At 64.2% G+C, this 19,444-nt stretch carries 19 protein-coding genes and 1 tRNA gene; 9 read left to right on the forward strand and 11 right to left on the reverse strand.

Annotated features, from left to right (window positions below):
- Positions 1 to 13: 13 nt before the first annotated feature.
- Positions 14 to 631 (reverse strand): gluconate 2-dehydrogenase subunit 3 family protein, encoded by a 618-nt coding sequence (locus AC07NV_RS02570; RefSeq protein ID WP_495164772.1) that lies wholly within the window; start codon positions 629 to 631, stop codon positions 14 to 16.
- Positions 632 to 787: 156 nt separating this feature from the next.
- On the opposite strand from AC07NV_RS02570, the gene AC07NV_RS02575 reads away from it, so the two are divergent.
- From AC07NV_RS02575 to AC07NV_RS02585, 3 genes are all read left to right on the forward strand, one after another.
- Positions 788 to 1,198, forward strand: a complete 411-nt coding sequence (locus AC07NV_RS02575) for a c-type cytochrome (protein ID WP_495164773.1) — start codon at positions 788 to 790, stop codon at positions 1,196 to 1,198.
- A 66-nt stretch (positions 1,199 to 1,264) separates the two neighbouring features.
- Positions 1,265 to 2,257, forward strand: coding sequence for a sugar phosphate isomerase/epimerase family protein (locus AC07NV_RS02580; protein ID WP_495164774.1), 993 nt, complete (start codon positions 1,265 to 1,267; stop codon positions 2,255 to 2,257).
- An 83-nt stretch (positions 2,258 to 2,340) separates the two neighbouring features.
- Positions 2,341 to 2,517 (forward strand): hypothetical protein, encoded by a 177-nt coding sequence (locus AC07NV_RS02585; protein ID WP_495164775.1) that lies wholly within the window; start codon positions 2,341 to 2,343, stop codon positions 2,515 to 2,517.
- Positions 2,518 to 3,322: 805 nt separating this feature from the next.
- Here the strand turns inward: AC07NV_RS02585 and AC07NV_RS02590 are convergent.
- Positions 3,323 to 3,397: transfer RNA gene (locus AC07NV_RS02590), tRNA-Gln, on the reverse strand.
- A gap of 55 nt (positions 3,398 to 3,452) precedes the next feature.
- Positions 3,453 to 4,538 carry a branched-chain amino acid aminotransferase gene (locus AC07NV_RS02595; protein ID WP_495164776.1) on the reverse strand — a complete coding sequence of 362 codons (1,086 nt, stop codon included), beginning with the start codon at positions 4,536 to 4,538 and terminating at the stop codon, positions 3,453 to 3,455.
- 77 nt (positions 4,539 to 4,615) lie between these two features.
- Here AC07NV_RS02595 and AC07NV_RS02600 point away from each other — a divergent pair, with 77 nt between their 5' ends.
- A complete protein-coding gene (locus AC07NV_RS02600) occupies positions 4,616 to 5,128 on the forward strand; it encodes a MarR family winged helix-turn-helix transcriptional regulator (RefSeq protein ID WP_495164777.1) in 513 nt (170 codons plus the stop codon).
- Between the two features lie 3 nt (positions 5,129 to 5,131).
- Here the strand turns inward: AC07NV_RS02600 and proC are convergent, their stop codons facing one another.
- Both proC and AC07NV_RS02610 read right to left on the reverse strand, forming a co-directional pair.
- On the reverse strand, positions 5,132 to 5,962 hold the full coding sequence (gene proC / locus AC07NV_RS02605; RefSeq protein WP_495164778.1) for a pyrroline-5-carboxylate reductase: 831 nt from the start codon (positions 5,960 to 5,962) through the stop codon (positions 5,132 to 5,134).
- Between the two features lie 19 nt (positions 5,963 to 5,981).
- Positions 5,982 to 7,664, reverse strand: coding sequence for an alkaline phosphatase family protein (locus tag AC07NV_RS02610; protein WP_495164779.1), 1,683 nt, complete (start codon positions 7,662 to 7,664; stop codon positions 5,982 to 5,984).
- Between the two features lie 122 nt (positions 7,665 to 7,786).
- Here AC07NV_RS02610 and AC07NV_RS02615 point away from each other — a divergent pair, with 122 nt between their 5' ends.
- The 5 genes from AC07NV_RS02615 to AC07NV_RS02635 all read left to right on the forward strand — a co-directional run bounded on the left by AC07NV_RS02615 (position 7,787) and on the right by AC07NV_RS02635 (position 12,177).
- Positions 7,787 to 9,832 carry a protein-disulfide reductase DsbD family protein gene (locus AC07NV_RS02615; protein ID WP_495164780.1) on the forward strand — a complete coding sequence of 682 codons (2,046 nt, stop codon included), beginning with the start codon at positions 7,787 to 7,789 and terminating at the stop codon, positions 9,830 to 9,832.
- Positions 9,832 to 10,572 carry a TlyA family RNA methyltransferase gene (locus AC07NV_RS02620; protein WP_495164781.1) on the forward strand — a complete coding sequence of 247 codons (741 nt, stop codon included), beginning with the start codon at positions 9,832 to 9,834 and terminating at the stop codon, positions 10,570 to 10,572. The genes AC07NV_RS02615 and AC07NV_RS02620 overlap by 1 nt, the downstream gene beginning before the upstream one ends.
- A 60-nt stretch (positions 10,573 to 10,632) precedes the next feature.
- Complete coding sequence (locus AC07NV_RS02625; RefSeq protein WP_495164782.1) at positions 10,633 to 11,184, forward strand: TspO/MBR family protein; 552 nt, start codon at positions 10,633 to 10,635, stop codon at positions 11,182 to 11,184.
- A 45-nt stretch (positions 11,185 to 11,229) separates the two neighbouring features.
- Positions 11,230 to 11,586 carry an accessory factor UbiK family protein gene (locus tag AC07NV_RS02630; RefSeq protein WP_495164783.1) on the forward strand — a complete coding sequence of 119 codons (357 nt, stop codon included), beginning with the start codon at positions 11,230 to 11,232 and terminating at the stop codon, positions 11,584 to 11,586.
- Positions 11,587 to 11,670: 84 nt separating this feature from the next.
- The gene (locus tag AC07NV_RS02635; protein ID WP_495164784.1) at positions 11,671 to 12,177 is read left to right on the forward strand and encodes a type III secretion system chaperone family protein; all 507 of its coding nucleotides are present in this window, start codon (positions 11,671 to 11,673) and stop codon (positions 12,175 to 12,177) included.
- A 4-nt stretch (positions 12,178 to 12,181) separates the two neighbouring features.
- On the opposite strand, the gene AC07NV_RS02640 is transcribed toward AC07NV_RS02635, so the two are convergent.
- From AC07NV_RS02640 to AC07NV_RS02665, 6 genes are all read right to left on the reverse strand, one after another.
- A complete protein-coding gene (locus AC07NV_RS02640) occupies positions 12,182 to 13,141 on the reverse strand; it encodes a right-handed parallel beta-helix repeat-containing protein (RefSeq protein WP_495164785.1) in 960 nt (319 codons plus the stop codon).
- Positions 13,142 to 13,234: 93 nt separating this feature from the next.
- Positions 13,235 to 15,853: a methionine synthase gene (metH, locus tag AC07NV_RS02645; RefSeq protein ID WP_495164786.1), complete on the reverse strand. Its 2,619-nt coding sequence runs from the start codon at positions 15,851 to 15,853 to the stop codon at positions 13,235 to 13,237.
- Positions 15,854 to 15,875: 22 nt separating this feature from the next.
- Complete coding sequence (locus AC07NV_RS02650) at positions 15,876 to 16,400, reverse strand: GNAT family N-acetyltransferase (protein ID WP_495164787.1); 525 nt, start codon at positions 16,398 to 16,400, stop codon at positions 15,876 to 15,878.
- A 4-nt stretch (positions 16,401 to 16,404) separates the two neighbouring features.
- Entirely contained in the window at positions 16,405 to 17,451 is a 1,047-nt protein-coding gene (locus AC07NV_RS02655; protein WP_495165143.1) for a homocysteine S-methyltransferase family protein, read from the reverse strand.
- A gap of 14 nt (positions 17,452 to 17,465) precedes the next feature.
- Positions 17,466 to 18,404: a methylenetetrahydrofolate reductase gene (gene metF, locus AC07NV_RS02660; RefSeq protein WP_495164788.1), complete on the reverse strand. Its 939-nt coding sequence runs from the start codon at positions 18,402 to 18,404 to the stop codon at positions 17,466 to 17,468.
- Positions 18,401 to 19,387: an ArsR/SmtB family transcription factor gene (locus AC07NV_RS02665; protein ID WP_495164789.1), complete on the reverse strand. Its 987-nt coding sequence runs from the start codon at positions 19,385 to 19,387 to the stop codon at positions 18,401 to 18,403. Before AC07NV_RS02665 ends, metF begins: the two co-directional genes overlap by 4 nt.
- Between the last annotated feature and the right edge of the window lie 57 nt (positions 19,388 to 19,444).

Below are 19,444 nucleotides of genomic sequence, written 5' to 3' on the forward strand. Positions count from 1 at the left end.
GTGATGCTCCCGGTCAAAAGGCGCTGAAAGGCGACAGCGAGTAGAGGATGAAGGAATCGGCCCGGTCGCCCGGCTTGAACGGCGCGTCGGGAAGATATTCGTTCGGGACCATGTCGAGCCGGAGCTCGACCGACCCGCCGAGCTCGCTCGTGTAGTAGCCATAGACGGCAAGCCGCTTCATCAGCGCCGCGAACGGCGTGCGCGGCCTCCCCTCCGCGCCGGGCACCGTCATCGCGGTCGCAGCGGCGGCAAGCTGCTTGCCGTAATATGCGTCCTTCGCGGCCTGCGCGAGTTCGGTGAACGCCTTGCCATGTTCGGCGCGCGCGCCATCGCGAAAGGCCGCCATCCCCTCCATGAAGTGCGTCCGTTCAGCCGGGTCGAACCAGTCGGAGACCATCATTTCGATAAAAGCCGGCACGCCCGCCGCTTTCGCTCCGCCGGTATCGGTCGCAGGAATGATCGTTTCGGCGATGTCGGCGATGAGTGCGTGGGCGTCGGGAGACCAGGGCTCCGACGCCACCATGGCGGCACGCGCCGCAGGAGTGACCAGCCCGACGCCGAGAAAGGCGGCAAGCTTCAGCAAATCACGACGCCCGGTCAGGACGCCGCCGGCAGTCTGGGCGGATGGCATTGACCTCTCCCTTGCTTATGTTATGATCATTGCGTAATCGATTGCAAATGCCCGTGCAAGAGGACAAATCGATATAAATATACGAATGAATGCCTCCGTGACGATGAAATATGTAATCATTTACATATGCCGGAACGCGGGAAAGGAGGGACGAGGATGACGTTGAAGGCCATGCCCTTGCCGCGAATCGCCATCGCATTGGCGATTGCGGCCGCCACGCTGTTTTTCGCGGCACCCAGCGTGACCGCCACCAGCGCGGCGCCCGCCGATCCGGCGAAGGCGCGCGTCGCATTTCAGGCCTGCGCAGCCTGCCATTCTGACAAGGCCGGCGTCACCCGGCTGGGGCCAAGCCTCGCAGGCATTTTCGGCAAGCCGTCGACGCAGGCGACGGGTTTTCGCTATTCGCCCGCGCTCGCGAAAGCGAAGCTGCGCTGGGACCGCAAGACGCTCGACGCCTTCATCGCCAATCCCAAGGCGGTCGTGCCGGGCAATCGCATGAGCTATCCGGGCGTTTCGGACCCCGCCAAGCGGGCCGCGATCATCGATTATATACAAGGCCTTCGCTGACACCGGCCAAAAAACACAACTGAAAGGGACAGGATTATGAAGGGTCGCCACATCGCTCCGCTTTTGATGATATCGTCGGCCCTCGCGGCCGCAGGCGCCTCCGCCCACGACCATAGTGCACACAAGAAAGCGCCCGCCACGGCCCGGTGCCTCGGCCTTCCGGTCGAGAAGATCGCGATCCAGGCTTATGTCTTCGCAAGCACGCTTGCGGACATCCCCGTCCCTGTCGAATGGGACACACTGCCCGTCGGCGAGAAGTTCGAGCGACTAAAACCGTCCTTCGCCAAGCTCGCCGGCGCGAAGCCGGATCCCGCACGGCTCGAGTCGGTCCTCAAACAGATTTCGGCGATCGGCTATCGCAATATCGAGGGCATGGACCTGATCGGCGGCAGCGACCCCGCGGCCTATGCGAAACTGCTCAAGGACAATGGCTTGCAAGCGGTGGCGAGCCATACGAGCCTCGACAAGGATAAATGGCCCGCGACACTTGCGGCCGCCAAAGCGCGCGGACAGCGCTTTATCGGCTCGGGAGGCTTCGGGGCGCCGGGGCTCGACACGCTCGACCATGTTCTCGAGACGGCACGCAATCTCGACACGCTCGGCAAAGCCGCCGCAGCCGAGGGCATCACCCTGTACGTTCACAATCACACCGGCGAGTTCGACAATCGCTTCCTGTACGACCATGGCGACGGCAAGCCGGTGATGACGAGCGCCTGGGAAATCGTCGCCGCGAACACCGACCCGCGCTTCGTCCAGTTCGAGGTCGACATCTTCTGGGCACGCCTTGCGTTCAAGCCCGACCGTCTCGACGACCTGCTCGCCTTCTTGACGAAATATCGCAGCCGCATCGCGCTTCTGCATATGAAGGACCTCGCCGCCAATGGCGCGGTCACCGACATGGGCGCCGGGACGACTGACTGGCGCCGCGTGATCGAGGCAGCAGGGCCGCAGATCGCCTATTATGTCTATGAGTTCGACTTCCCGTCAGACCCCGCGAAATCGGCAAGGATCGGGTTCGATTATTTGAGTTGCGGCGAGCAAAAGCGGGCTGGCGGGTAGCGCCGCCGGTTGGCTTGCACCACTCCCTGAACCATGCAGATATTCTCCGCCGGAAGGTCACCAATCGCTCGATGAGGAAGGCGATGCTTGGCGACAATGCCAATGTGCCGGCTTCGATCTCGGCAACGTGCATTATCGCGCCGGAGGGCCTCGACCCCGACGTGCTCGTGGAGATGGTGATCGCCGAAGCGGTATTGAACCGCCGCCTTGGCCTGGACCGGGACGCCAATACCTTTCTCGACCGGACCCCGAAGATCTGAGGCGAGTCAAGATTCAGAAATGACGCGCTCTTTCATCAGGCGGCGCCTGCCATGAAATTCGATGGGGCGCTGCAGGCCGATGCCATAGTGCACGCAACGGGATACGCCTATCGATCGGACGCTCGCGCGCGGCCGTTGGGAAAGCGTCGCAGCCCGCGACCTTGACATCCTGCAGGAAAATCAGGCCGCAGCTGCACGCGATCATCGACGAGACATAACGCAGCTCTACCGCCGCGAAGTCGCGTTCCGCAACAAGGCCCGCATCCATTTCGAATATTTTGACCCGCCATCCGATGGAACCCGAGAGGCGAGTTCAGACATCACCCGCGCGTCGCTGGGGTGTACCAATCCCGCGATCGCTTTCGGGCATGGCGCGAGAACGGCCGGAGCGGCTGGCATCAGGCGCAAAAGAGACGTTGCGGATTCCGCCTACTGCGATCTCATCAGTGGGCAGCGCTCTTTGAATTCCGCACATGGCGCGCACAAGGCTACCGTTTGGAGACAGGGAGCAAGTGCGTCTCTTGATAGTCGGGCAAATGATCCGTCACGATAGAAATTTGGTCCGCCCACGCTTTGATTTTGGCCCCGCGCGCAGCCTTGGCAAAGCGAGCGCCCCCTCTCCTTTGCCCTTGTGACCAAGCGCATCGTTGCGATACGCCTCAAACACCGCCAGCTCTTCCGCTCAGTAAAGACAGCGTAAGGATGCCTGCAAAAGACGCCAAAGATCACGAGCCGGTGTCAATCTGGCTGTCGGATTCGACCATTGAAATGACACAAATCACTGATTTCATTGATTTTTACCGGCTGGCTGGGGCGGCAGGATTCGAACCTGCGAATGGCGGCATCAAAAGCCGCTGCCTTACCACTTGGCGACGCCCCAACGGGCCGGTGCGAGCGCGTCTATAGCGTCTCGATGCCTGTTGGCAAGGCGACCCTTAGAGCCGGGTCACCCAGCCGTACGGATCCTCGGCGCGCCCGCGCTGGATGTCGACGAGCCTGTCCTTCAGCGTGGTCGTAATTTGTCCGGGTCCGCCGGCACCGATGGTAAAGCTGGTATCGCCGCGCGTTACCTTCCCCACCGGAGTGACGACCGCGGCGGTGCCGCAAGCGAAACTTTCGGTCAGCTTGCCGCTTTCCGCATCGGCCTGCCACTGGTCGATCGCATAGGGTTCCTCGCGCACCGTCAGGCCGGCGTCGCGCGCCAGCGTGATGATCGTGTCGCGCGTGATGCCGGGCAGGATCGTGCCGGTCAGCGGCGGAGTGACGATGCTACCGTCGTCGAAGACGAAGAACATGTTCATGCCGCCCAGTTCCTCGATCCAGCGATGTTCGGCGGCATCGAGGAAGACGACCTGATCGTGCCCCTTGGCGATCGCCTCGCGCTGCGCGACGAGGCTGGAGGCATAGTTGCCGCCGCATTTGGCAGCGCCGGTGCCGCCGGGCGCAGCGCGGGTATAATCTTCCGAAACCCACAGCGAAATCGCAGGCGCGCCCGACTTGAAATAATTGCCGACGGGCGAGGTGATGACGAGGAACTGATACTCGGCTGCGGGTTTCACGCCGAGGAAGACTTCGCTCGCGAACATGAAGGGACGCAGATACAATGCGCCGCCATCGACCGGCGGGAACCAGTGCGCGTCGGATGCAACGGCTTCCTTCACTGCGGCGATGAACAGATCCTCGGGCAGTTCGGCCATCGCCATACGGCGCGCGCTGGCGTTGAAACGTGCTGCATTGGCCTCGACCCGGAACAGCGCCATCGACCCGTCATCGAGGCGATAGGCCTTCAGCCCTTCGAAAATTTCCTGTGCATAATGGAGCACCGCGGTCGCGGGATCGAGCGACAGCGGCCCGCGCGGCATCACCTGCGCGTCGTGCCAGCCCTGCCCCTCGGTATAGCGGATCGACACCATATGGTCGGTGAACACGCGCCCGAACGCCGGATCGGCAATCGCCGCCGCCCGTACATCGTCCGCGATCAGATTGGGGTGCGGCAGATGGGTAAAGGCGGGAGCGGACATGCGGAAACACCTGTGTTTGCGGGTTTATGGAGCGCGCCTCTTGCCAAAGACCGGCGTGGCGCGCAACGGTAGCGACTATGCCGGATGAAAATTTTCTTTCACAAGTACCCGCCGCCTCTGCTCTTTTCTTGCGCGAAGACGAGGTACGGCGCGGTATCGAGTTTCTGTTTTTCGCCCATGCCTCGCTGTGGCGCGCGATCGATGCACGGCTTGCCGAGAAGGAACTGGGCCGCGCGCATTACCGCGCGCTCTATTTCATCGCGCGGCAACCCGGTCTCACAATTTCGGATCTGCTCGCCCTGCTCGGCATCACCAAACAGTCGCTCGGCCGCGTGGTGAAGGAGCTGGAGGCGCGCGACTATCTAACGACGCGGCCGGGCAATCGCGACCGGCGGCAAAAGGAGCTGCGCCTGACCGACACCGGCCGCGCGGCCGAAGCCGCCATCTTCACCATGCTGCGCGACACGATGAGCCGCGCCTATACCCATGCAGGGCAGCAAGCGGTGACCGGTTTCTGGCAGGTCAGCGAGGCGCTCGTCCCCGCCCGTGATCGGCGCCGGATCGCAGAACTGGGCCGCGATCCGCGCTGAATCTCAGCTGTCGCCGCGTGCGAGGTCGGCGAGTTCGCGCCCGCGATCGCGCGCCGCGCGCAAGACGTTGGTAAGCAGCGCGGCAAGCTGGCCGTCGCTGTCGAGCACATCGAGTCCCGCCTGCGTCGTACCGCCCTTGCTCGCAACCTGCGCGATCAGCACGCCTGGCTTTTCGCCGCTGTCGGCGAGCAGTGCGGTCGCGCCGCCGAAGGTCGCGGTGGCAAGCGCCAGCGCATCTTCGGCCGACAGGCCGAGGCGTTCGCCTGCGGCAGCATAGGATTCGATCAGGCGAAAGACGAAAGCGGGACCGCTTCCGGTGAAGGCTGTCACAAGATCCATGGTCGAATCATCGGCGAGCACCACCGTCTTGCCGAGCGGATCGAGCAACGCGTTGATTGCCTTGTCGTCGGCATCGCCCGATGTCGCGACGGCCGACACGCCGGCACCGATGCGCGCAGCAAGATTGGGCAGGATGCGGACCTGTGCGCCAGCGTCTGGGAAGCGCGCCGAAAGATCGGCAAGCGACACGCCGGCTAGGATCGACAGCAGATGGACTTCACCCGTCGCGAGCGGTGCCAACATGTCGGCGACCTCGCCCAGCTGCTGCGGCTTCATCCCCAGCATGATCCAGTCGGCGGCGCCGCCGGCCGCCTGCCAGGCATCCAGCGTCTCATGCTGGACAATGCCGGCGCGCGGCGTCGCATAGGGGTCGACGATCGCAACCAGCGCCGTGTCGAGGCCCGCCGCCAGCCAGCGATCGAGCATCGCGCCCGCCATATTGCCGCAGCCAACCAGCAGGAGTCGGCCGGAAAAATTCCGCAAAGCTTTCGTCATAGATACTTCTTTTCTGTCCTTAACGGCAGCTGCTCTCGGGACCCGACAGCAGGTCGAGGCAGCGGCCGTCGATTTTGCCCGCATCGACAGGCAGACCGATCACCGACGCGAGCGTCGGCATGATATCAACCGTCATCACCGCATTCGGCTGCTCGAACGCTGTCAGCCCCTTGCGCCAGAAGAGGATCGGCACGCGGCGGTCATAGTCCCACACCGACCCGTGCGTCGCGACATATCCGATACCCGATTCCGGAATCGGGGTGACCCGCGGCTTCAGCACGACGATGAAGTCGCCCGAACGCTGCGGATTATAGGAGGCGCGCAGCTTGTCCATCAGCGTCCACGTATCGGGCGCGCGCTTCGAGATCGGATGCGCGTCGAGCTGGTCGCGCGTCACCACGGCCTCGATCTGCGGATGCGCGCGCAGGCGGGGCAGGATTTCGGCAAGCGCCGCCTTGCGCTGCGCCGCAGTCAGCGTCTTCGACAGATAATAGTCGTCGCCGTCGCCATAAAATAGCGGCTGCGGCAGGCCGAGCTTTTCGGCGACCTCCTTGCCGATTGCCCCGGGGTTCAGAGCCTTGTCGACGCGCTGCGCATCGGGCCAGGCGTTCTGGCGATTGCGTTCGGGCAGATCGTGGCCGCCATGATCGGCGGTCAGCGCGACGACATAGTCGATCCCCGTTGAATCGAGCCGCGCGAAGAAATCGCCGAGCTCACGGTCGAGCCCCGCCATCTGGATGCACATTTCGCTACCTTCGGTGCCGGTGCTGTGGCCGACATAGTCGGTCGCCGACAGGCCGACGATGAGCAGGTCGGTGCTGCTGCCCTCACCCATCTTGCGCACCTGACGCAGCGCCGCGGCGGTCGCCAGCACCGCGCCATCGGCTTCGGGCGACGCCTGGAAACGGCGGAAGTCGCCCGCATCGCGCGCCATCCGGCCGGTGCCGACCGAACCGCCCTTTTCGAGCGGGATCGCGATGTCGTGGGTTACGCAATCGGCGGGCAGCATCAGCGCGGGGCGCGCCTGACCGATCGCAGCGGCAATCGCCGCGCTCGCCTGCAGCGCGGTCGGCGACAGCGTCGTGCCGCGATAGCTGGTAAGGCCGGTGGGTGCGAGCCACATCAACTCGTCAGCCTGCCGCCCGCCCATCATGATCGCCGAGCGATCCTTGCCCGAGACCGAGACGACCTGCGCCTTCGGATCGCGCGCCTTCATCAGGTCGCCGAGCGTGGGCACGAGCAGGTGATTTACCGACGGCGCATATTGGCCGCTCTTCGACGTCGTGCCCGCAACCGTCTCGTCCTCGGCGCAATAGACACGCTTGTCTTCGCGCGTGACCGACAGGTCGAAATAATTGTTCGCGACGATCCCGGTGTGCGCGGGATGATTGCCGGTCAGGATCGTCGAATGGCCGGGGCAGGTTTCGGTCGCACCATGCGCCTGATAGCCCGATGGAAAAACGATGCCCGATGCGAGCCGCGCGAGGCCGCCAGTGAAATGGCCGCGATATTCGGCGAACAGGTCGGCCGAAAACTGGTCGACCGCGATCATCACCACAAGCTTCGGCGGCGGGGTTGCGGCCGTCACCTTCTGTACCGGGGGCGCCGAATTCTGCGCGAGACCGGTTCCGGCAGCGGCAAGACAAAGCGCGGTAGCAAGGGCGGTGGACAGATATTTCAGCTTCACGGGCGGCTTCTCCATCAGAGGGGTGTCAGCGCGGGCTGTCCTCTCGACGAAAGCCGCCTATATGGCAAGCCTCGAACGACAGGCAGAAGGGTCAGAATCCCTTGAGGACGGGCATGGATCGCTGGGAAGACGGCTTTATGACTAAGGCATGGCGTGCGGTGCTGGTGCTGCTGACGATCATCCTGCTCGCGCTCAGCCCGGCGGCGGCACGGTCGACGCATATCCAGCCGAAGCTCGTTGCCGAGTCGCCCGCACCCGCGCCCGGCGGCGCGACGACGCTTGCGCTGACGATGACGCCAGAAAAGACCTGGCACGGCTATTGGGCCAATGGCGGTGACGCGGGTTTCGGCCTGTCGGTCGAATGGAATACCCCCGAAGGCGTCACCATTGCCCCGTTCCGCTATCCGGTCCCCGACGCACTGGTCCTCTTCGGCATGATGAACCATGTCTATGAGCATCCCTATGCGCTGCTAGCCGACGTCCGCATCGATAAGTCGATCGCGCGCGGCACCGATCTGACGCTGTCGGGGGTCGCCAATTGGCTCGCCTGCACCGACAAGGTCTGCGTCCCCGAACGCGCGGTGATTTCGGTCGCGTTGAAGGCGGGCGATGGAGCGACTTCTGCCGCATCGCGCGAACGTTTCGACGGCTGGCGAGCGTTGTTACCACAGCCGCTCGACCGCCACGGTATGTGGGAGCGACGGGGCGCTATGGTGCGGTTCGCAATTCCCCTCCCCGCCGGTACCCCGCTCGACGCGCCACACCTGTTCGTCGAAACGCAAAACGTCGTCGACTATGCGGCACCGCAGAGCTTCAGCCGCAACGGCGACTACATCGTCGTCGAGACGCGCGTGAAGGGTGAAAAGGCAGGGCCGGTTTCGGCGCTACTGAAGCTCGGCGGTGGGCGCGGGCTGTCATTGATGCTCGAACCCGGCGCGGTCCCCGCCGCCGGCGAGGTGATCGCCGGGAAAACCGACGACATCGACCAGGGCCTGTTCTGGACCGCGCTCGGCGGCGCGATTCTCGGCGGGCTGATCCTCAACCTGATGCCCTGCGTCTTCCCGATCCTGAGCCTGAAAGCGCTGAGCCTCGCGCGCTCGGGCGGCGATGCGCGCGAGGCGAAGATCGAGGCGCTTGCCTATACCGCGGGCGCGGTGCTTGTCTCGCTGCTTCTAGGCGGCATCCTGCTCGCGTTGCGCGCGGCGGGAGAACAGGTCGGTTGGGCGTTCCAGCTCCAGCATCCGCTTAGCGTTTTTATACTGATGCTGCTCGCGCTGGCTATCACGGCCAATCTCGCGGGCGCCTTCGAACTCCCGTCTTTCGGTGGCGGGCAGAAGCTGGTGAGCCAAGGCGGTGCGGCAGGCGGCTTCTGGACCGGAGCTCTCGCCGCCTTCGTCGCGACGCCGTGCAGCGGGCCGTTGCTCGGCGCCGCGCTCGGCGCAACACTTGTACTGCCCGCTTGGGCGGCGCTACCGATTTTCGGTGGCTTGGGGCTGGGGCTTGCCCTGCCCTTTCTCGCCATCGGTTTTATCGCCGCACTCCGCAATCGCCTGCCAAAGCCGGGTCCCTGGATGGCGACCTTCCGAAAATGGATGGCGCTACCCATGGGGCTGACGGCACTGGCGTTGGCTTGGTTGTTGTGGCGGCAAGCCGGCGATGCGGGCTGGAAAGCGGCGCTGCAGGCGTTGATCTTCGGCACGATCGCTTTTCAGGCTTTGGGATATTACCAAAAAAAGGGGCAGCGAGGCTGGCTCGTCGCGTTGGTGGTGATCAGCGCAGTTTATATAGGTGGAAGCAACGCCGCAAAGTTGATGGGCGCACCGGCGTCGTCCGGTAATTCGGCGTCCGTAGGGCGGATCTTCACGCCTGCCTCTCTGGCGAGCGCGCGCGCGACCGGCAAGCCCGTGTTCGTCTATTTCACCGCCGATTGGTGCCTGTCGTGCAAAGCGAACGAAGCGGGCGCGATCAATCGCGAGGCGGTGCAGGAAGTATTTAGGGACAAGGGTGTCGTGACGCTCGTCGGCGACTGGACGAATGGCGATCCGGCCATCACACGCACGCTTGCCGAGCATGGGCGCAATAGCGTGCCGCTCTACCTCTGGTACGCCCCCGGCGCGGCCAAACCCGAAATCCTGCCGCAGATCCTCACCCCCGCCATGCTCGCCGACAAGGCGAAGCTCTGATGGCGAAGCAGCGCGCCGACCAGTTGCTCGTCGACCGCGGCCTCGCCGAAAGCCGGACGCGCGCGCAGGCGCTTATCCTCGCCGGCCTCGCCTTTGTCGGCGACCGCAAGATCGACAAGGCGGGGCAGCAGGTTGCCGATGATGCCGAAATCAGCGTGAAGGGCCGCGACCACCCGTGGGTGTCGCGCGGCGGGGTCAAACTCGACCACGCGCTGACGCACCTCGGCTGGGATGTCGCCGGTGCGGTCGCGATTGATGTCGGGTCGTCGACCGGCGGCTTTACCGACGTGCTGCTCAGCCGCGGCGTGGTGCGCGTCTATGCGGTGGATTCGGGCACCAACCAGCTTGCATGGAAACTGCGGCAGGACGAGCGCGTCATCGTCCATGAACAAACGAGCGCGCGGATCCTGACCGCGTCCCACATCCCCGAACCCGTCGACCTGATCGTCTGCGACGCGAGCTTTATCGCGCTGTCGAAGGTCCTGCCGGTACCAATGACTTTCGCCAAAGAGGGCGCGCGCATGGTGGCGCTGATCAAGCCGCAGTTCGAGGCCGAACGGCACGAGGTGGGCAAAAAAGGGGTCATCCGCGATGCTGCGGTCCATGCACGCGTTTGCGCCGAAGTGCGCGGCTGGCTGGAGGGCGAAGGGTGGCAGGTGCTCGACCTCGTCGAAAGCCCGATCACGGGGCCCGAGGGCAACGTCGAATTCCTGATCGCGGCGACGCGACGAGCCGCTTGACGCTGGGCCCGCCAGCCGCAACACCTTGACCCCGCAGAATCGGTGGGGACGACAGAGCGCATGAGCGAGATTGCTACGCAGGGCCAGCTTCGCATGTCCTATTTGCGCTGGGCCTTGGTGACCGTTCCGGCGGTCGTCCTGGTCGGCAGTCTTTCCGGGCTGCTGTCGAACAGCGGCTATCGCAATCGCTGGTTCGCCGCGCTCGACTTGCCGCCGATTACGCCGCCGGGCTGGGTGTTCGGTACGGTCTGGCCGATCCTCTACATCTGCCTTGGCCTGTCGCTGGCGATGATTCTGCACGCGCGCGGTGCCAGGGGGCGCGGCTTTGCACTGCTGCTCTTCTTTGTCCAGTTGATCGCCAATTTTGCCTGGTCGCCGCTTTTCTTCGGCCAGCATCAGGTGACGACGGCACTTTATCTCATCATTTTCATCCTGATGGTGACGGTCGCCACCACCTTTGCTTTTGCGCCGATCCGCAAGGCCGCGGCGTGGCTGCTGGTGCCGTATATGATCTGGCTCAGCTTTGCGGCGATCCTGAATTTCCAGATCGATCAGCGCAATCCCGATGCCGAAACCCTTGTCCCCGCCGCCGCCAGCACCCAAATAGGATAGTGGCAAGGGATAACTGGGGGCCAGTCCCCGACGAAGGAATATGACATGCAGAGCGAAAACCGCTTTTTCGACGATCTGGCCAAGATGGTGAACGGCATCGCCGGAACCGTTGCGGGTGCGGGCCGCGAAGCCGAGTCCGCGATGCGCGACCGCGCCAAGGAATGGGTAGGCCGTATGGATTTCGTCAGCCGCGAAGAGTTCGAGGCTGTGAAGAAGATGGCCGCCACGGCGCGCGCCGAGGCCGAAGCGTTGAAGGCGCGGCTCGACAAGCTGGAAGGCGTCGAGAAGCCCGCAGCGACCGCCAAGGCAGCTGCGGCGCCGAAGGCAGCGGCAAAGCCTGCCGCTGCGAAGCCGGCGGTCAAGCCGGTAGCCAAGCCTGCGGCGCGCAAGCCCAAGGCCTGACAGATGTCGTCGCCCCTGTGAAGGCAGGGGGAACGAATATTCGCGGACTCGCCACGATGCGCGAGAGCCGCTAAGGGCGCGCGCATGAGTGACGATATTTACGACGACGATGACGGCCAGGATGCGGCACCGATGGAGATGCTGGCGTCCTATTTCGCGGCGCACGACTGGCCGCACGAGATGGTCGGCGAGGATGAAATCGTCGCGACCGCGCAGGGCAGCTGGACGACATACGAACTGCGTGCGGTTTGGCGCGCCGACGATGGCGTCATCCAGTTGCTCGCCTTCCCCGACATCCGCGTCGTCGAAGACAAGCGGGCCGTCGCGCACGAAGCCCTCGCGCTGATCAACGAGCAATTGTGGCTTGGTCATTTCGAGCTCTGGTCGAACAGCGGCACGATCCTGTTCCGCCATGGTATGCTGCTCGGCGCCGACGCCTCGATGCCGCTCGACCTGACCGAAACGTTGATCGAGAGCGCGATCGACGAATGCGAGCGCTTTTATCCGGTGTTCCAGTTCGTCTTGTGGGGCGGAAAATCACCCGCCGAGGCGCTCGCCGCGTCGCTGATCGAAACGCGCGGCGAGGCTTAATCGCCTACCGCTTTTCGAAGCGCGTCAGTCCCGGTCCCAATTCATTCGTCCCGATCGCCAGCGCTTCGCCGCTCCAGTCGGCGACGAACACCGATCTGCGGTCGATGCCGGCAGGCAAGCTTGCGCGATTGCCCGCGATCGACAGGCCGCGCGACGGGTTCTTGCGCTCTTCGGCGGCGACCGCGACGAACGCCGAATAATTTTCCTTGTCGCGTCCCTGCACAAACAAATTGTTCGAAACCCGCCCGACCGATCCCGACGAGAGGTCGATCATATAATTGGTCGCCTTGCCTTGCGTATCGTCGAAGCTATTGTCGTTGATGTCGACCTGGATCGCACGCGTTTTCAGATAGTGCCCACCGCGGCCCTTTTCAAAACGACTGCGCGTGACGATAACGCGGCCATAGATGCCGGTGTAAACACTATGTGCGCAACTGAGGCCGCGATCACAGCGGCCGAGGCCCGAAAAGGTCGAACGGTCGATCGTCAGCGTCGCTTCGGGGTCGTCGGCGGACAGGATGCCTTCCTCGCTGTTGCGAAACAGGCTGTTCACAACGTCGAGGTCGCTCGTTTCGAGCCGGATGCCCGAGCCATTGCCGTCGGGCACACGCATATTCTGGAACACCAGCCCGTCGACGCGCGCGCCGGCGCCGCGCAGCACCAACGCCGCCTTGCCTTCGCAGGTCACGCCGTCGAAGATCGCCCGGCCGGGTTCGACCGCAACGAAGGCAATACGCCCCGCCGTCTGGATCGCGCAGTCGCGATGATAACCGGGGGCGACGCGGATCGTCCCCGCGCCCTCGCCGATCGCATCGACAGCGTCCTGCAGTCGCCCGAAACTGCGGCCGCTTTCGGCAACGACATAGGGGCCGGCACCCGATTGGGCGGGTAGCGGCACCGGCGCGAAAAGCAGCGGAAGGGCGAGCAGCGGCAGCAGGGGCCGGCGGATCAACATCTGGAACATCGCCGCTTTATAGCAACTTCCGCGCCGCCAGTCGTTCGCGAAGCTGGTTAACCGCGCGCCTGTCCCCATATCGGACAGGTGCACCGTCGCCGGTTAATCGAGATTGGGTCTCAACCAGCGTGTCGCCGTTTCGATATCGACGCCGCGCCGCTCGGCATATTCCGCCAGCTGATCCGGCCCAACCCGGGCGACACCAAAATAGCTCGCGTCGGGATGCCCGAAATAGAAGCCCGACACCGCGGCGGTCGGCAGCATCGCAAAACTCTCGGTCAGGATCGCGCCCGAATTGTTGCCCGCGTCGAGCAGGTCGAACAGGATCGGCTTCAGGCTGTGATCGGGGCACGCAGGATAGCCGGGCGCGGGCCGGATGCCGCGATATTCTTCCTTGACGATCGCCTCGGGAGTCAACTGCTCACCGGGGGCATAGCCCCATATGTCGGTGCGCACATGAGCGTGCAGCCGTTCAGCAAAGGCCTCGGCGAAGCGGTCGGCGAGCGCCTTCAGCAAGATGTCGTTATAATCGTCGTGCGCCGCCTTGAAGCGCGCGAGATGCGGCTCGATGCCATGGATCGCGACCGAGAAACCACCGATCCAGTCGCCGTCTTCGCTGACGAAATCGGCGAGACACATGTTCGGACGGCCTTCGCGCTTGGCGATCTGCTGGCGCAGGAAGGGGATGCGGACATGCTCTTCACTCTCTTCGAGGTGGATGATGACGTCGTCCCCCTCGCGGCGGCACGGCCAGAGTGCGGCGACACCGCGCGCGGTCAGCCAGCCTTCGCCGATGATCCTGTCCAGCATCGCACGCGCATCGGCGTACAAGCTCGACGCGCTCTCGCCGACGACGGGATCGGTCAGGATCGCCGGATAATTGCCCGCCAGTTCCCACGCGCGGAAGAAGGGCGTCCAGTCGATCCACTCGACCAGTTCGGCCAGATCCCAGCTGTCGAATACATGCACGCCGGGCTTCTCGGGCGGAAACGGCCGGATATGCTCGTCGATCGCAAAGCCGTTGGCGCGCGCATCCTCGATCGGGATCAGTGCGCTCTGCCCCTTGTTCGCGCGCACGTCGCGAACATGCTCATAGTCATCCTTATAGCCCTTCACATAGGCATCGCGTCCGGTGTCGCTGACCAGTGCCGTCGCGACACCGACCGCGCGGCTCGCGTCGAGCACGTGGAGCACCGGCCCCTTATACGCCACATCGATGCGCAGCGCGGTGTGGACTTTCGACGTCGTCGCGCCGCCGATCAGCAGCGGCATCGTCATCCCCGCGCGCTGCATCTCCTCGGCGACGGTCACCATCTCGTCGAGCGAAGGGGTGATCAGCCCCGACAGGCCGATCATGTCGGCGTCATTCTCGTTCGCCGCGTCGAGGATCTTCGACCAGGGCACCATCACGCCGAGGTCGACAATCTCGAAGCCATTACATTGCAGTACCACACCGACGATATTCTTGCCGATGTCGTGGACGTCGCCCTTCACGGTCGCCATCACGACCTTGCCCTTGCCCTTCGCGCCCGGTTCTTTTGCCGCCTCGATGAACGGCAGCAGATGCGCCACCGCCTTCTTCATCACACGCGCTGATTTCACCACCTGCGGCAGGAACATCTTGCCCGACCCGAACAGGTCGCCGACGACGTTCATCCCGTCCATCAGCGGCCCTTCGATCACCTCGATCGGGCGCGGCATCAGCAGGCGCATCTCTTCGGTATCGTCGACGACATAGGCGTCGATGCCCTTGACCAGCGCATGTTCGAGCCGCTTGGCGACCGGCCAGCCGCGCCATTCCTCCGCGGCCTTTTCCTGCGCGGGATTGCTACCCTTATAGCGTTCGGCGAGCGCGATCAGCCGCTCGGTCGGGCTTTCGGCTTCGCCCTCGACCTTGCGGTTGAGCACAACGTCTTCGACCGCCTGACGCAGTTCGGGGTCGATCGTATCATAGACGTCGAGTTGGCCCGCGTTGACGATCGCCATGTCGAGCCCGGCGGGGATCGCATAATAGAGGAAGACGCTGTGCATCGCGCGGCGCACGGTCTCGTTGCCGCGAAAACCGAAGCTCAGGTTCGACAGGCCGCCCGAAAAATGGACGTGCGGACAGCGAACGCGGATGACCTTCACCGCCTCGATGAAATCGACCGCATAATTGTCATGCTCTTCCAGACCCGTCGCGACCGCGAAGACATTGGGATCGAAGATGATGTCCTCGGGCGGAAAGCCGATCGTCATCAATAGCTTGTACGCGCGCTCGCAAATCTCGATCTTGCGTTCCATCGTGTCGGCCTGCCCGACCTCATCGAACGCCATCACCACCACCGCGGCGCCATAGGCCATGCATTTGCGCGCATGGACGAGGAAGGCGTCCTCGCCTTCCTTCATGCTGATCGAATTGACGATCGGCTTGCCGGGAACGCATTTCAGCCCCGCCTCGATGACGCTCCATTTCGAGCTGTCGATCATCACCGGCACGCGTGCGATGTCAGGCTCGGCGGCGATGAGCTTGAGGAAGGTCGTCATCGCATATTCGGCGTCGAGCAGGCCTTCGTCCATGTTGACGTCGATGACCTGCGCGCCATTGTCGACCTGCTGGCGCGCGACCTCGACCGCCGCCGCATAATCGTCGGCGAGGATCAATTTCTTGAACGCCGCAGAGCCCGTGACGTTCGTGCGCTCGCCGATATTGACGAAGCTGGAGGCGGCGGCGGTGGTCATCGGGTAATCCTGAACAGAAAAATTAGGCGGCGAGCGGGCGGGCGAGGACGAGATCGTCGTAGAGTTTGCCGCCGACGTTGAACTGGCGGGTGGCGATATCGACGAAACCCTGCTTGCGGTAGAAAGCAAGCGCACGCTCGTTGCGCGCATAGACGCCGAGCAGCAGGCGGCGATGGCCGCTCGCAGCCTCCAAAGCCTGTTTCATCAGGGCTGCGCCCATCCCCGTGCCGTGGAACCGCGACAGCGAATAGATGCGCTTCAATTCAATATCGCCTTCGCCTGCGGCCGCCAGGTCGGGCTTTCCCATCAACGCAAAACCGATAGGTGCACCGCCGGGCTGGGCTTCGGCGATCCACGCACGCGTACCCGCCGCAAAATAGTCGCGATAGGCAGCGGCGGTATGCTGCGCGGCGCAATGGCCAACGATCGCATCCCCGTCGAGAATGCCCGCGAAGGTTTCGAGAAAGGTCGCCGCGCCGATCAGCGCGAGCGCCGGCGCGTCATCGTCTCCGGCCTCCCGGATCGTCCATGTCGGACTGTCGGCCATCGGTTCAGGCCGCCATGGTGAAGGGCTCGAGCCCTGCAAGCCGCGTCCGCACCGGCACCTCGGGAATATGCCGCGCCGGGAGCCCCTGCACCGCCTTCGCCATCGCCGCGATATGCGCGGGGGTCGATCCACAGCAGCCGCCGAGAATATTGACCTGCCCATGTTCAGCCCATTCGCGCACCAGCGCGGCGGTCGTGTCGGGCATCTCGTCATATTCGCCGAGTTCGTTGGGCAGCCCCGCGTTCGGGTAAACCATCACCAGCGCGTCGGCGATATCGGAGAGCACGCGGACATGCGGACGAAGCTGCGACGCGCCGAACGAGCAATTGAGTCCGATCGTCAGCGGCTTCGCGTGGCGCACCGCGTACCAGAAGGCCTCAACCGTATGCCCCGACAGATTGCGGCCGCTGAGATCGGTCAGCGTCATCGAGATCATCAGCGGCAATTCGCGCCCGACCTTCGCCTCGGCCTCGAGTGTCGCGGCGATCCCCGCCTTGGCGTTCAGCGTGTCAAAGATCGTCTCGATCAGGATGAAGTCGGCGCCGCCCTCGGCAAGCGCGACGACCTGCTCCATATAGACATTCTTGAGCTCGTCGAAATCGATCTCGCGGTAACCGGGATTGTTGACGTCGGGCGACAGCGACAGCGTCTTGTTCGTCGGCCCGACCGCGCCCGCGATAAAGCGGCGGCGGCCGTCCATCGCCTCATATTTGTCCGCCGCCTCGCGGCCCAGCCGCGCGCTTTCATGGTTGATGTCGGCGACCAGATGTTCGGCGCCATAATCGGCCTGGCTGATGCTGTTGGCGCTGAAGGTGTTGGTCGACACGATGTCGGACCCGGCCGCCAGATAGGCCTCGCCGATCGCGGCCACAACGTCCGGGCGCGTCAACGCGAGGATGTCGTTATTGCCCTTCTGATCATGCGTCAGGCCAAGATTACCCGCATAGCAGGCCTCGGTCAGCTTGCGGATCTGGATCTGGGTTCCCCAGCCGCCATCGGTCAGCAGGATGCGCTCCTTCGCCGCCGCCTGCAGGGCTTCGCGTGCCCCCATTTTCGAATTGGCGCTCATGCTGCCTGATCCTTTGCGGTCAAGACCGGCCGCAGACCCAGCAGATGACAAATGGCATAGCTGAGTTCGGCGCGGTTGAGGGTGTAGAAATGGAAGTCGCGCACGCCCCCCGCATACAGGCGGCGGCACATTTCGGCGGCAACAGTCGCCGCCACCAACTGGCGAGCGGCGGGATGATCGTCGAGCCCCTCGAACAGCGATACCATCCATGCCGGGATCGCGGTGCCGCACATCTCGGCGATGCGGCGGGTCTGCGACACATTCGACACGGGCAGGATGCCCGGGATGATCGGCGCGTCGATGCCCGCCGCGGCCGCCGTATCGCGAAAGCGCAAGAAGCTGTCGGGCGAAAAGAAGAATTGGGTGATCGCGCGCGTCGCCCCCGCGTCGAGCTTGCGCTTCAGATTGTCGAGGTCGGATTCGGCGCAGTCGGCGTCGGGATGAACCTCGGGATAGGCGGCAACCGAAATATCGAACGGCGCGATCGCCTTCAGCCCCGCGACCAGTTCGATCGCATTGGCATAGCCGTCGGGGTGCGGACGATAGGCCGCACCACCGGGCACGTCGCCGCGTAGCGCGACGATGTGCCGTACCCCGGCGTCCCAATAGGCCTGCGCGACCTCGTCGATCTCCGCGCGCGACGCCTCGACGCATGTCAGGTGTGCCGCAGGCGGCACGCGGCTTTCGGCGGCGATCCGCGCTACAGTCGCGTGGGTACGCTCGCGCGTCGACCCGCCCGCGCCGTAAGTGACCGACACAAAGCTCGGAGCCAGCGGTTCGAGCGTGCGGAACGTGTCCCACAGCTGCGCTTCCATCTTCTCGGTCTTGGGCGGGAAGAATTCGAAGCTGACGCCGATATCGCCTTCGAGATTGGCGAACAACGGCGAGGCCGCGGCGCGGCGCGCTTCCGCCAGCGAGTTCAAATTCGACGTCATGCCGCGAGCCTTTTGCTTTGTCCGTCACCGGTGACGGGGGGTTGATCTTCATCGCTGCGACGGCGGCCGAGCCAGAGTTTCACCGCCAGCTCTCCACCTTCGAGTGTCTGGGTGGTTTCGAGCAACAGCCCCGACGAAGCGAACCAGCCGCGGATCTGGGCATCCGAAAAGCCGAGGCGCGCATGCGCGGCGAGATTGCGCAGCCCTTCATCCTCATGCGGCGCGAAATCGACGACAAGCAGGTGGCCGCCGCCGCGCAGCACACGGCTCGCTTCGGCAATCACGCGGTCGGGTTCGTGTGCGAAGTGCAGCGCCTGATGGATGACGATGCTGTCGATGCTCGCATCGTCGACCGGGAGGTTCAGGAAATCGCCCTGGAGCAGGTCGACAGGAACGGGCTGACCCTCGAGCTTCGTGCGCGCGATGCGCAGCATTTCGGGACTGCGGTCGAGCGCCGTGATGCGGCGCGCGGTCGGGGCGAAGATTTCCGCCATCCGGCCGGTGCCGGTGCCGATGTCGAGCAGATGGCCGAGCCGGCGGTTGTGCATCATCGCCAGCATCGCCGCCTCGACTTCGCTTTCGGCGACATGACGCGACCGGATCGCATCCCATTCGGCGGCATGTTCGGCAAAATAGCGCTCGGCCACCGCAATGCGTTCGTCGCGGACCGCCGCCAGCCGCCGCGCGTCATGCGCGATGACCAACGCCTCGCGCGCCGAAAAGGGCCATTTTTCCGCCTGGCCGATAATGCCTGCAACCGGCCCGCCCTTCGCGATCCGCAGGAAGACCCAGCTGCCTTCGCGGCGGCGTTCGACGATCCCGGCCTCGACCAGAATGCGAACGTGCCGCGACACGCGCGGCTGGCTCTGGTCGAGCACGACCGCCAGTTCGCCGATCGCCAACTCCATCTCGCGCAAAAGTGCCACGACTCGCAATCGCGTCGGGTCCGCCAGGGCGCGAAAAATGTCGATCAGCTCGCTCATCGATCAACATATAAAGCTTTCTTTATATCTGGTCAACCAAGCGCCGCGCCACAATTT

The sequence above is a fragment of the Sphingopyxis sp. GW821-FHT10B01 genome, from assembly GCF_059415685.1.